The sequence below is a fragment of the Streptomyces sp. NPDC007164 genome, assembly GCF_040634135.1.
Classification (GTDB): domain Bacteria; phylum Actinomycetota; class Actinomycetes; order Streptomycetales; family Streptomycetaceae; genus Streptomyces; species Streptomyces sanglieri.
Genome location: NZ_JBEYFB010000001.1, coordinates 877,074 through 889,716 on the forward strand (window position 1 = coordinate 877,074; position 12,643 = coordinate 889,716).

The 12,643-nt window shown below is 69.9% G+C and carries 13 protein-coding genes; 7 read left to right on the plus strand and 6 right to left on the minus strand.

The annotated features are described in order from the left end of the window. Positions 1 to 27 precede the first annotated feature (27 nt). The 3 genes from ABZ622_RS04075 to ABZ622_RS04085 are packed head-to-tail and all read left to right on the plus strand — an operon-like array spanning position 28 to position 2,423. Positions 28 to 213, plus strand: coding sequence for a hypothetical protein (locus ABZ622_RS04075; RefSeq protein ID WP_360540062.1), 186 nt, complete (start codon positions 28 to 30; stop codon positions 211 to 213). Positions 214 to 270: 57 nt separating this feature from the next. Beyond that, positions 271 to 1,002, plus strand: a complete 732-nt coding sequence (locus ABZ622_RS04080) for a response regulator transcription factor (protein ID WP_360540064.1) — start codon at positions 271 to 273, stop codon at positions 1,000 to 1,002. Continuing rightward, positions 999 to 2,423, plus strand: a complete 1,425-nt coding sequence (locus ABZ622_RS04085; RefSeq protein ID WP_360540066.1) for a HAMP domain-containing sensor histidine kinase — start codon at positions 999 to 1,001, stop codon at positions 2,421 to 2,423. The genes ABZ622_RS04080 and ABZ622_RS04085 overlap by 4 nt, the downstream gene beginning before the upstream one ends. A 30-nt stretch (positions 2,424 to 2,453) precedes the next feature. Here the strand turns inward: ABZ622_RS04085 and ABZ622_RS04090 are convergent, their stop codons facing one another. Then, complete coding sequence (locus ABZ622_RS04090; protein ID WP_360540068.1) at positions 2,454 to 3,044, minus strand: TetR/AcrR family transcriptional regulator; 591 nt, start codon at positions 3,042 to 3,044, stop codon at positions 2,454 to 2,456. A gap of 224 nt (positions 3,045 to 3,268) precedes the next feature. Between ABZ622_RS04090 and ABZ622_RS04095 the strand changes: the two genes are divergently transcribed. Then, entirely contained in the window at positions 3,269 to 5,200 is a 1,932-nt protein-coding gene (locus tag ABZ622_RS04095) for a protein kinase (protein WP_360540070.1), read from the plus strand. A gap of 63 nt (positions 5,201 to 5,263) precedes the next feature. Here the strand turns inward: ABZ622_RS04095 and ABZ622_RS04100 are convergent, their stop codons facing one another. Further along, positions 5,264 to 5,551, minus strand: a complete 288-nt coding sequence (locus ABZ622_RS04100; RefSeq protein ID WP_360540072.1) for a hypothetical protein — start codon at positions 5,549 to 5,551, stop codon at positions 5,264 to 5,266. Positions 5,552 to 5,791: 240 nt separating this feature from the next. Between ABZ622_RS04100 and ABZ622_RS04105 the strand changes: the two genes are divergently transcribed. Then, on the plus strand, positions 5,792 to 7,585 hold the full coding sequence (locus ABZ622_RS04105; RefSeq protein WP_360540074.1) for an FG-GAP-like repeat-containing protein: 1,794 nt from the start codon (positions 5,792 to 5,794) through the stop codon (positions 7,583 to 7,585). Positions 7,586 to 7,685: 100 nt separating this feature from the next. Here the strand turns inward: ABZ622_RS04105 and ABZ622_RS04110 are convergent, their stop codons facing one another. Both ABZ622_RS04110 and ABZ622_RS04115 read right to left on the minus strand, forming a co-directional pair. Then, positions 7,686 to 8,579, minus strand: coding sequence for a phosphatidylinositol-specific phospholipase C (locus ABZ622_RS04110; protein WP_360540076.1), 894 nt, complete (start codon positions 8,577 to 8,579; stop codon positions 7,686 to 7,688). Between the two features lie 89 nt (positions 8,580 to 8,668). Next, positions 8,669 to 9,634 (minus strand): ArsR family transcriptional regulator, encoded by a 966-nt coding sequence (locus tag ABZ622_RS04115; RefSeq protein WP_360540078.1) that lies wholly within the window; start codon positions 9,632 to 9,634, stop codon positions 8,669 to 8,671. A 284-nt stretch (positions 9,635 to 9,918) separates the two neighbouring features. Here ABZ622_RS04115 and ABZ622_RS04120 point away from each other — a divergent pair, with 284 nt between their 5' ends. Continuing rightward, positions 9,919 to 10,377 carry a hypothetical protein gene (locus ABZ622_RS04120; protein ID WP_360540080.1) on the plus strand — a complete coding sequence of 153 codons (459 nt, stop codon included), beginning with the start codon at positions 9,919 to 9,921 and terminating at the stop codon, positions 10,375 to 10,377. An 89-nt stretch (positions 10,378 to 10,466) separates the two neighbouring features. Further along, on the plus strand, positions 10,467 to 11,468 hold the full coding sequence (locus ABZ622_RS04125; protein ID WP_360540082.1) for a hypothetical protein: 1,002 nt from the start codon (positions 10,467 to 10,469) through the stop codon (positions 11,466 to 11,468). A gap of 34 nt (positions 11,469 to 11,502) precedes the next feature. Here the strand turns inward: ABZ622_RS04125 and ABZ622_RS04130 are convergent, their stop codons facing one another. Beyond that, positions 11,503 to 11,880, minus strand: a complete 378-nt coding sequence (locus ABZ622_RS04130; protein WP_360540084.1) for a hypothetical protein — start codon at positions 11,878 to 11,880, stop codon at positions 11,503 to 11,505. 336 nt (positions 11,881 to 12,216) lie between these two features. Continuing rightward, complete coding sequence (locus ABZ622_RS04135) at positions 12,217 to 12,411, minus strand: DUF397 domain-containing protein (protein ID WP_360540281.1); 195 nt, start codon at positions 12,409 to 12,411, stop codon at positions 12,217 to 12,219. Between the last annotated feature and the right edge of the window lie 232 nt (positions 12,412 to 12,643).

The window sequence follows — 12,643 nt, forward strand, 5'->3', positions numbered from 1 at the left end:
TCCTGAAGCATCCGAGGAGACCGACACATGAACCACCCCTCCCATGCCGCCCACCCCGACCACACCCCCACCGGCCCGGCCGACCTGGCCCTGCCCCTCGCGCTCGTGAGCGAACAGGCCACGCACGGTACGGACCGCGCCCCAGAGGTCCGTACCGCCGCCGCCCGCAAGCGCCGGGCCGCACGACTACGCGCCACGGCCGTGCGAGGCTGAGAACACGACGTCCCGGAACGCCCGGGACCGCACGGCACGAGAAGAGGACAACGAGCGATGAGCCCCGCCGAAGACGATCCGCAGCGCATCCTGATCGTCGACGACGAGCCCGCCGTACGCGAGGCCCTGCAGCGCAGTCTCGCGTTCGAGGGCTACGGCACCGAGGTCGCCGTCGACGGCCTCGACGCCCTCGCCAAGGCGGAGTCGTACGCCCCCGACCTCATCGTCCTCGACATCCAGATGCCCCGGATGGACGGCCTGACCGCCGCCCGCCGGCTCCGCTCCACGGGCACCACCACGCCCATCCTGATGCTCACCGCCCGCGACACCGTCGGCGACCGGGTCACCGGTCTGGACGCGGGCGCCGACGACTACCTGGTCAAGCCCTTCGAGCTGGACGAACTCTTCGCCCGCATCCGCGCCCTGCTGCGCCGCAGCTCGTACGCGGCCGCGGCGGGCGGCGCCGTCCCCGACGACAATGTGCTGGCTTTCGCGGACCTGCGGATGAACCTCGCCACCCGCGAGGTCACCCGGGGCAACCGCCGGGTCGAGCTGACCCGCACCGAGTTCACCCTGCTGGAGATGTTCCTGGCCCACCCGCGCCAGGTGCTGACCCGCGAGCAGATCCTCAAGGCCGTGTGGGGCTTCGACTTCGAGCCGAGCTCCAACTCCCTGGACGTGTACGTGATGTACCTGCGCCGCAAGACGGAGGCGGGCGGCGAGCCGCGCCTCGTGCACACGGTGCGGGGTGTCGGCTACGCGCTCCGCACCGGCGGCGGTGACGGATGACCGGCGCCCTGCGCCGGCTCCGCGCCCTGCCGCTGCGGTCCCGGCTCGCGCTGCTGGTGGCGACGGCGGTGGCGATCGCGGTCGCGGCGGTCGCGGCGGGCTGCTGGTTCGCGACGAAGGCGCAGCTGGAGAGCCAGCTGGATTCCTCACTGCGCAATGTCTCGGTCAGCGACGAGTACATGCAGAAGCTGTTCATCGCCTGCACCCACCCCGACCGGGCGACCGCCCCGCCGATCGGGGGGTACACCGTGCAGCTCGTCACCGCGTCCGGGAGCACCTGCACCTCCGCCGGGGCCTCACCGATCGGCGTGACGGCCGCCGACATCGCCGTGGCTGCCGGTGTGCGGGACGACACCCTGCACACGGCCAGCACGAAGAGCGGCAAGAAGATGCGCGTCCACACCTACGCGTACGAGACCCACACCCCGGCGCCCGGCCTGGTCCCGGGGACCTTCGCGGTCTCCGTCGCCCGTCCGATGAGCGAGATCGACGACCCGCTCTCCACCCTCGCCTGGGTGCTCCTGGCCGTCGCCGGCATCGGCGCCGTCGGCGCGGGCGCGGCCGGTCTCTGGGTGGCCCGTACCGGGCTGCGCCCCGTCGACGAGCTCACCGAGGCCGTCGAGCACGTCGCCCGTACCGAGGACCTCACCGTCCGCATCCCGGTCGACGGCGAGGACGAGATCGCCCGGCTGTCCCGCTCCTTCAACTCGATGACCGCCTCCCTGGCCAGCTCCCGCGACCGCCAGGCCCAGCTGATCGCCGACGCCGGCCACGAGCTGCGCACTCCCCTGACGTCCCTGCGCACCAACGTCGAGCTCCTCGCCCGCAGCGACGACACCGGCCGGGCAATCCCGCCCGACGACCGCAAGGCCCTGATGAAGTCGGTCAAGGCCCAGATGACGGAGCTGGCCTCGCTCATCGGCGACCTCCAGGAACTGGCCCGCCCCGACGCTCCCGCCCCCGGCCCGCTCCAGGTCGTCGCGCTGCACGACATCGCGGACACCGCCCTGGAACGCGCCCGGCTGCGCGGCCCCGAGCTGACCATCAGGGCCGACCTGACCCCCTGGTACGTACGGGCCGAGCCCGCCGCGCTGGAACGGGCAGTGGTCAACGTCCTGGACAACGCGGTCAAGTTCAGCCCGGACCGGGGCACGATCGAGGTCGCCCTGCGCGACGGCGAGCTGACCGTACGGGACCAGGGCCCCGGCATCCCCGCCGACGAACTCCCCCACGTCTTCGAACGCTTCTGGCGCTCCCCGTCCGCCCGCCAGCTCCCCGGCTCGGGCCTGGGCCTGTCGATCGTCGCCCGCACGGTCCAGCAGTCGGGCGGCGAGATCACCCTCAGCCCGGCGACGGACGGCCCGGGCACGATCGCCTCGATCCGGCTGCCGGGGGCACCGCAGCCGCCGCCGGGGCTGTGAGCGCGGAGGGTCCGAGGAGGCTAGGGAGGTTCACCGGCCGACCGAGCGCCAGATGTGGTCCGGGACCGTCCGCGCGGCTTCCTCCATGTCGATGTCCCCGATGGAGAGCCAGCGGCGCGCGATGCCCGTCACCGGGCCCAGGATCAGTGATTCCAGTACGGGCAGGGGGAGGTCGACGAGCCGGCCCGACGCCTGATGGGCTTGCAGCCAGGCCGCGATCGGGGCCAGCCGGGCCTCCTGGGCGCCCCTTATCCGGTGGGCGTGTGCCGCGATCTCGCGGTCCGCGGTGACGGAGTGCATGAGCCGTGCCGCGTCCGGGTGGAGCTGGACGAAGCGCAGGTAGGCCCGCACCACGGCGTGGACGCCGGAGCGTGCGTCGTCCGCCTGCTCCAGCGCCTTGCCCAGCTCGTCGAGGAGGCGGTCCAGCCAGGACTGCGCGAGCGCGAGCGCCACTCCCTGGAGGCTGCCGAAGTGGTGGTAGATGCTTCCCGCGCTGACCCCGCTGGCCGAGGTGATCGCGCCAAGCGTGAGGCCGGCTTCGCCCTCCGCCACATAGATGTCGAGTGCACAGTCGAGCACCTGGGCGGCAGTGGCCTCACCACGTTGTTGCTTCGGACTCATCGGATGCCGTCCTCGTTCCCGGAACCGGAGGTTCCTCGTGGAGTGTCTCCGGAAACAGCGTAGTGAAGCTTCTGGAATTCTTTCCGGAAGTAGTTCCAATTGCCGTGTGTCGTACCTCAGACTGAACACCGATTGCACCAAGTCGCAGCAGGGCAAACGGATTTCGGACGACTGAGGCGGTCCCACGGGCTGCGGCGCGGGACACGCGGGGGGGGCGCTCGAAGATGGCCAGCGTGCACAACGACGATCACGACAGCAGCGACGACAACGTCGACGGCGGTATCAAGCCGCTGACCGCGAACGACCCGGCCCGCATCGGGCCCTATCTGCTGCTCGGCAGGCTCGGCGCGGGCGGTATGGGCCGGGTCTATCTCGCCCGTTCCGAGGGCGGCCGCACCGTCGCGGTCAAGGTGGTGCACGCGGAGCATGTCGCGGATCCGCAGTTCAGGGCCCGTTTCCGCCGTGAGGTCGACGCGGCGAGGCGGGTGGGCGAGCGCTACACCGCGCCCGTGCTGGACGCGGCCCCCGACGAGGAGTACCCCTGGGTGGCCACCGGCTACGTACCGGGGCTCTCCCTCGAACAGGTCGTGCGCGGCCACGGCGCGCTCCCCACCGAGTCCGTGCTCGCCCTCGCCGACGGGCTGCTGCGGGCGCTCAAGGACATCCACGCGGCCGGCATCGTCCACCGCGACCTCAAGCCGTCGAACGTGATGCTCACGGTCGAGGGCCCCAAGGTCATCGACTTCGGTATCGCCCGCGCCGTCGAGACCTCGGTCGACTCGCTGCTCACCAGCACGGGGATGGTGATCGGGTCACCGGGCTTCATGGCCCCGGAGCAGATACGCGGCGAGAGCGCGGGCCCGAAGAGCGATGTGTTCACGCTCGGTTGCGTACTGACCTACGCGGCGACCGGCACGCTCCCCTTCGGCCACGGGGTGAGCAACCAGCACGCGGTGATGTACCACATAGTCGAGGCCGCCCCCGAGCTCGGCCGGGTGCGCGACGAGGGTCTGCGCACCCTGATCACCCGCCTCCTGACCAAGTCTCCCGACGAACGCCCGTCCGTGGACGCGCTGTTGGCCGAGCCCGACCGGCAACACCTCGCTCCGGCGGCGGCGTCGTGGCTGCCGGCGGACGTGGTGGGTCATCTCGCACGGCAGTCGGCGCAGCTTCTGGACGCGGAGGCGGCGCCGGTACGGCAGGAGCGGGTGGACCGCAGCACGGTCGGCCTGCGGCCGGCGGGGTCCGTTCCCGGGGCCGCCGACGAGGCCACCCCCGAGGCCGTTCTCATCGCCGGGACGGCCGAACCGAAGCGCAAGCCGGAGAAGCGGCGCCGCAGGCTGATCGTTTCCGTCCCCGTGGTCCTGGTCCTGGCCGGCGGCGGCGGCACGATGGCCGTGCTGCAACCGTTCAGCGGCGACAGCGGAAACCACGCGTCCGCACCGTCCGCAGGTGCGACGAGCCCGACCACACCGGCATCGCCGTCACCGGCATCGCCGGAGGGCACCCCCTCCCAGGGGGAAAAGAGTCCCGGCGCCTCCGGCGGCAAGGACAAGAAAGAGGACGACCGGAAAGGCGACGACGGAAAGGACGGCCGGGACGGAAAGGACGGCCAGAACGCCGAGAACCCGGGCACAGGCTCGGGATCATCCGGCGGGGGCGGTACGTCGTCCGAGGGCGGGTCCTCGTCCAGCAGCACGTCTGGTGGCGGCGGATCGTCGTCGGGGGGCGGGGGTTCGAGCAACACCTCGGGCTCCACGAGCAGTTCGGGCGGCGGGGGTTCGAGCAGCTCCTCGGGCTCCACGAACGGTTCGGGCGGCTCGGGCGGTGGGAGTTCCGTTCCCTCGTCGTTCGTGGGCACCTGGAAGTTCGGCGAGACGTACAACACCGGGCAGCCGGGCACCATCACCATCTCCCGCTCGGGTGTGGTGCGCATGTCCGACTTCCCGTACAACAACTGCCCGTACGAGGCCAAGGTGACCTCCACGGCGAACGGGAAGAGCCGCATCAACGTCAGCACTTCCAAGCTCGTCGGGCCCAACCCCGGCTACTGCTACACGACGGTCGACCCGTCGTTCTACGTCCTCAACGGCAGCGGCATCCGGCACAACGTCGGGCCCGCCAGCGGCGACGGCTACTACTACAAGCGGGGCTGACGCCGGAGGCGGCGTCGGATACCGCGTCGGATACCGCTCGGCACGCGAAGGGAAGAGTTCAGCTCACCGACCCACCTTGTCCCGGCAAGAAAATTCGTCTGCCTGCCGGGGCGTGGGTTTGTACATTCCCGTGTTCTTGATCGAGTCGAAATTCGCCTTGAAATCGTCATCCCAGCCGCCCGAATCCATATACCGGACGAGCCCTTCCTTGTCGGACAGCTCGCGAATGCGTGGAGGGCCTTCCTTGCGTACCAGAATGCCCGAATGGGTCTTGGCGTAGGGCCCCACGAAGTCGATGGCCGCCCGCGCCTGCCACCCGGCACAGGCAGATGCGGCCCCAGCAACGACCACTCGCGATTCGTCAACCCCCCGACCCATGACCCAACCAACGAGCGACCAGTCAGAAAGTCATACTTTCCGCCGGACTGAATCCAGAGCCGGAACCCGGCCCCCTGCGCGCCGGCGTCGATATCGCGCCGCTGATCTTGTTTCCAGAGCGGGCTTTTGGCCACTCCCATGTTGTTCGTGAGGAGAGGGATCAGAAACGGGATTACGGTGAACGTTCCAGCTCTTGGAGAGGGGATCGGCATCGTGGGGGACAGTCGACTGGGGCTCGTGATGGTCCACGGGATCATGTCCGGGCCGAAGGTGTGGGAGCCGCTGCGCGGCCTGATCGCCGCGGACCCGGGGCTCGGGTTCGTCGAGCCGCTGACGTTCGAGTACGCGACCGGGCTGCGGCCGGTCAATCCGCTGCGGGTGTTCCCGTCGATCGACACGGTCGCCGACAGCCTCAAGGAGTACCTGGTCACGGAGGCCGGTGCGTACGACCAGCTGCTCCTGGTCACCCACAGCCAGGGAGGGCTGGTCGCCCAGCGGTATCTGGCCCGCATGCTCCACGACGGCAGAGGCGCCGAACTCGCCCGGATCCAGCGGCTCGTCATGTTCGCCTGCCCGAGCAACGGCTCGGAACTGCTGCTCTCCCTACGACGGCATGCGCTGGGCGGGCGCCATCCGCAGGAGAAGGATCTGCGACCGCTGAACGACCAGGTCAGCGCAACCCTGCGCACGGTCGTCCGGGACGTCGTGCACGCCACGGCGATCACCGACCGGACCTGCCCCATCCCGGTGTCGGTGTACGCGGGCGAGAGCGACGGCGTGGTGTCCCGCGCCTCGGCGCAGTCCGTCTTCCCGGACAGCTCCGCCCTGCCGGGCGACCACTCCAGCATCCTCAAGGCCGACTCGCCCCAGCACCGGACGTTCACCGCTCTCCGCCGCCTCCTCCTCGCGACACGCACCGAGCCGTACGTACCCGGGCCCGAAGCGGCGCCGCGGCCCCCCATGCACACCCCGGCCGCGGAAAAGTCCTCCAGGAAACAGCGCCCGACGATCGCGATCGCCTCGGTCGCCGCCCTGGCGGTCGTCGCCTCGGTCCTCTACTTCGCCCCGATGCCGTGGGAATCGGACGCCGACTCGTCCGGCCCAGACCCCAAATCCCCTATGGTGACCACCAGTTCGAGCACTTCGGCCCCGCCGCGGCAGAATGCCGGCGTCGCCCCACCCGAGGATTTCCCGGCCACGAACAAGTTCTGGTTCTTCGACATCAACAAAGACCGGAAAGCCGATTACGTCACGGTCTACAAGGACCAGAAATTCAGGTTCTGGTGGAACGGCGGCACCAAGGACAACCACTTGCGCATCGGCGAGTATCACAAGAACTCCTACGTCCCCGCGTCCCGCGCGGACGGCGATGCGTTGCGCTTCGGCGACATCGACGGCGACGGCTGGCCCGACTGCATGGTTGTCGACAAGAGCGGCGGGGTGGTCGTCCACACCTGGGTCGAAGGAAACCCGGACGGCGAACGCATGTGTCAGAAGGAGTACGTCGGCGACGCCGGCCTTCCCTTCCGCGATGCCGCCGACAACGTGCCGGACCTCAAGGAGATCCAGTTCGCCGACGTCAACGGAGACGGGCGAATCGACTACCTGCGGATCGAACCGAGCAGCAAGGTGACCGTCTGGTACAACCAGACGGTCAAGGGCAAGGACGGCCCGACGCAGGTGCGCTGGTCCGCTCCCAAGATGCTCGGCACGCACGTCTTCAACCGTGAGATCAGGTATGCCGACCTCGACGGCAACGGGCGTGCCGACCAGATCCTCATCACCCCCAAGGGCGGCGCACGGGCCTGGCTCACGCACGACCCATCGTGCAAAGCCCTCCACGACATCGGCCAGATCGTGCCGGACCCTGAAACCGCCATCCCGCCGGAGGAGATTCAGTTCGCCGACGTCAACGGAGACGGACTCGCCGAATTCCTGCACGTCGGCAAAACGGGTGAGGTCCGCGTCCAGTCCCCCGTCTTGCAAGACCGCTGCCCACCTCGCTGACGAACCGCCCGGTCAGCTCCAGCGCACGGGGCCTTACGGCCGTGGCGCACGTGCACGGTCTCCCGGTGGCCCACGGGATCCGTCAGGCCCGTCAGGCCCGTCACGCCCCCGGATTGTGCCGGATCAGCGACTCCACCAGCCCGGACCGGGTGGCGGGGAAGTCCAGCGGGACGATTCCGAGCCCGGTCCAGCCCGCCGCCTCCGAGCCGTCCAGAAACGACTGCACCTGCGGGTTGAGCCGGTCCGCGTTCCAGCGCGGCGGCATCAGGGCGGCGGTGCTGACGTAGTTCATGAACAGCTTGCCGGGCTGCTGGGCGGCCTTGCGGAACTGGGCCTCGATCTTGGGGTACTTGGCGAACGGCTCCGCCATGTAGTCGTCCTGGATGTCGAAGAGTTCCGAGTCGGCGTACCGGACACCGGGCAGCCCGCCGTTGTCGGCCAGCAGCACGACCTTGCCCCGCGCCTCGCCCAGCGAGGGCAGCGCAGAATCGATACGGAACAGCGGCCGCCAGCCCCGGTTGTCGAGGTAGTCGTCGAAGACCGCGCGGAACGCCGCGTCGCTCTCCTCCGAATACTCCTGCTTGACCCGCATCAGCACGGTCTCGGAGGGGTGCGTCGCCAGGAAGTCCCAGCAGGCGCCCAGCACATCGCCGAACATCAGGTTCTGATACGAGGCGCCGTGATGGATCGCGAAGGAGCCGCCGGTGATCCGGCACCGTACGTCGAGGAAGCGGATGCCGCTGTTCAACTGCTCGGCGACCGTGGTGTTCTGGCACTCGGTCCAGGGCCCGCCGTAGCGGGCGCCGGAGTCGTGCGAGCCGGGGATCGTGAGGCGTTGCAGCGCGGTGGCGGCGGAGACGGCGCCCATCCAGTCCTGGGTGGTGCGGACTTGGCGATCGGCGGCACCTGCGGGCCCCGCGCCGACCAGGACGGTGGCGGTGGCGGCGAGTGCGCCGGCCAGGAAGTTCCGGCGAGTGGCGGTGTACGGGCTCATGCGGGGAGTGCCTCCGTCTGCCGTGGGGGGGTCGACCCACGGATTATGGCGGGTGCACGTCACGACGGGAACAGGACGTACGGCATGCATCACGGAGCCGCGGCGGAGCCGGTCAGCAGGTCCAGCCCCAGCGGGGTGCAGGAATGCCGGACCGCCTTGCCCTCGCGTTCTGTGACGATCAGGCGCGCGTCCCGGAGGGCCTTGGTGTGTTCGGAGGCCGACGATTTGCTGATGTCCAGCTCCCGGGCGATGTCCGTGGTGGTGAGCTGCTGGGTGAGCAGGCCGAGGGCGGCCGCCCGGGTACGGCCCAGCAGGGCGCTCAGCGGATCGCCGTCCTCGCGCGGACCGAGCAGGGGCAGCGGGGTCAGGGCCGGGTAGATGAGGATGCTCGGGGCGCCTTCGTGCACGGCCACCAGGGGCGGACCGTCCCACACGAGGGACGGCAGCAGTACGAGACCGTGCCCGGTCAGAGCGACCTCGCCGTGTTTCGCGCAGTCGAAGACCAGGGTCGTTCCCCGCCAGTGCGTACCGGGGACGAGGCCGGCCAGCGTGGCCCGGATTCCGTGCTCGGCGAGGAACCGGGTGCGCCAGGCGCGTTCGGCGTCGAATCCCGACCGGACCCGGCTCCAGGACGGGGCCACCAAGCTCGCGTGCGCCGAGCGCAGGGCCTGTTCCAGGTCCTGCCACGCCTCCTTGTCCCGGTCCGCCAGCCCACGGATCCACGGGGTGACCGGACGGCTCGTCCGGCAGACCCGGCCCAGTTCCGCCCGGACCGTGTCGGCGGGAGCCGACAGGACCGCGTCGAGGCCGTCCTCCAGCCCATGGCTCAGCGGGTCGAGGAACATCGGGGCCGTCGCCGTCGGCGGCACCAGTTCCAGCAGTCGGCGCGCGGCCTGCGGAAAACCGGCACGTGCCGCGTGCTGCCACCGCCCGAACAGCGGCGAGACGTCCCGCTGAACCATCCCGGCGACCAGCACCAGCTCCATCAGGGGTGCCGGACCGGTCGCGAACGTCACCCCCAGCAGATCCTCGGGCGTGAAACTCACACTCAGCATGCGTCCCCCTCGTGCCGGTCCCGTATTCCCGCGCGCCACTGTTCGGCCAGAACCGAATCCATCGCGGCCCCCCGGCCCCGTCCCGACCATGGACACGCAACGCCTTCGAGGGTGGCCCCGGCCGCCCCCGGGCGAAAGCCACTATCCGGCCCTGTGCGATCCGATCGCCCAGGGCCACACCCGGACCGACGGGGGGATTTCCCGCAGCCGAGGCATGGCTACGGGAGCTGAGTGTCCGGCAGTGCACCCGAACTCACGAATCACACAAGCCACAGGAGTCGCAGATGAACGTGTTACGAGCCATATCCCTGAAGCGGGCGTCCATGGTGGGCATCGCCGTGGCCGCGACCAGTGCCGCCGCCCTCTCATTCGCACCGACGGCCGGTGCGACCTCGACGAACATCGACACCTGGTCGTCGTTCTGGCAGCCCTGCGGCACCTACATGTGCCTCTACTACAGCCCCAATCTCACCAACGCGAGCTGGACACCGGCCGGGACGTCGGACTCGGACCTGTCGGGCAACAAGTTCGCCAACCACGGGACGGGCACGGCGGGCGCCGGGCAGGTGGTGCGCAACAACGCCGCGTCCATGGGCAACAACACCACCAACTGCCACGTCGCCGTCTTCTACTCCCCCGGCTTCAAGGGTGACGCGAACTGGCTCCACGCCGGGCGCGCGGGAAACCTGAACAGCGCCCTGCGCAACAACAACGCCTCGATCCGCGTGGACAGCTGCACCTGAGCCGAACCCGCACGACCGCCCTGCCCGCGCCTCTGGCTCGGGCAGGGCTTCCAGCCTCACCAGGGCCCCGAGAGAGCGGAGAGTCACCCATGGCAGGACCACGCGTGAACACGGAACGGGCCGCGTTCCGGCGTCGTTCGGCCTGGCTCACCGCCCTGTCGGCCGGTGCGCTGACCGCCACGCTCCTCGTCTCCGGGTGCGACGGAGAACCGGTGTGGCCGCCCGCCGCCCCCGGGCCGGTGTCGACGCCGACCCCGACCACCACCGCGAACCTCCGGCTGCCGCTGAACGCCTACCTCCCCACCCCCGAGGAACAGGCCACCGGCGAGTACCTCGTCTACCGCGTGCAACAGCGGTGCATGCGCGGCTTCGGCTTCCAGTACCTGCCCCATCTGTCCAGTGACTACATCAAGACCACGGTCGCGACGTGGCGCGAGTACGAGTCGCGCCGCTACGGGATCAGCGAGCGGGCCATCGCCGCCGAACGCGGGTACCACCTCGACAAGGCCCCCGGCGGGACTCGTGCTCCGCAGATCGCGACCGCCCTGTCCCTGCCGGAGCGCGAGGCGTTGTCCGGCCGTACGGCGGATGGCCGGGCGTCGTCAACGCCCTTACGCGGCAGGCCGGTTCCGCGCGACGGCTGCGCGGGACAGGCCGGACGGACCGTGTACGCCGACGGCTCGGAGTCGGCACAACGCGGCAACGACCTCGTCGCCCGCCTGCGCCACGAGGCGTTCGAGCGCTCGCGCTCGGACCCCCGGGTCGCGGCGGTGAACCGGACATGGTCCTCCTGCATGCGGGACAAGGGATTCACCTACCGCGATCCCGACGCCGCTCTCGAAGACCCCCGCTGGGACCTGCGCACCGCCCGGCCGAGCCGTGCGGAGGTCGCCGTCGCCACGGCCGACATCTCCTGCAAGCTGCGGGTCAACCTGCTGGGTGTGAACTTCGCCGTCGAGGCGGAATACGAGAACGCGGCGATCCGGGACCACACCCATGAACTGGAGAAGGTCCGTACGCACAACGCCTCCGACGCCGCACGGCTCCCCCGCCTGATACAGAGGTACGACCGGACCCCGCGCGCCTCGTGAAACGTCCGGGGCCGACCCGCGTCCGGCCATGGCTTCACCCCGGTGGCCACACGGGCAGATCGGATCGGTCCCTGACGTCTGAGGGAGAGCCGAAAGCCGGGCGCACGGTCCACTCGGTCCAGGCACCCCGGTGACTGAGGGAGAGGCCACAGGGTTCGCCGCGATGGAGCGCGCCGATGGCACCGACACATCCGCCGCCGTCCACCCAGCTCAGCGCCCGGTGGCGTTCGACGGGCGGCAGTCCGGCGGCCAGCGCCCGCACGTCGAGCCGGATGAAGCGGATCGCCTCGGCGGGGTCGAGCGCCATGTGCCGGGACACCTCGGCGATCTCGTCCGCCTCCATCGTGCGGTAGGTGACCCGCTCGCACCAGAACACGCGCGTCGCGGAGGGTACGGGTTGTTGCTCGCGCACGAAGCTCCTCCTGGCGCCGCACCGGGACCGCCCCGCGCCTGCGGCCGGCGTGACGAGCGGCAGGCGCGGGGCGACCCTTCGGAACTCCGTTCAACTGGCGCAGAGTTGACCGGAGTTGGGCACTCCAGGCGCGACTCACCGGAGAGCCGGGCCAGCTGGAGGCACCACCCGAAGCTAGCGTTTTAAGCGAGCCTGTTTCAAGCGTTTGACGTCTAACGAGTGAGGTGCAAGTAGTCGACACGTGCAGCCTGACCAGCTAATCCAAGCCATCCGGACACACCAAGGGCGGCCCCCGCCTGCGCCGATGGGAACCGCCCGAAGCGAAAGCACTAGAAATCAGGCCAGATCGTCAAACTCGCCTTCTTTGGCACCATCGAGGAAGGCGCGGAGCTTGGCACGGGTCGTACGGATGATCACGCCCGGGTTGTCGCTCTCGCGCATCAGGATCTCGCCACCGTGCTCGGCCAGCTCAAGGCAGTTGTCGCCATCGGCATCAGCCGACCTGGATGACTTTCGCCACTGAATTTCCATCATTCTCATGCCCTCACATGCGCTCTGCGACTTCCTTGATGAAGTCTCTCGAAGCTACGCGAATCGAGCGATCGCCCTTCCATTCGGCCGAGCACCGCCCGAAATTCCCCGGAGCCGCGCCGCTGCGTCGACGAACCCGGGACCCAGCAGGACATCCGTCGGCACGGTGTCAAGCTGCGGAACTGGACTGCAATCGCAGTGGGTCGAACTGCGGAGCTCAGGAAGCCGCCCG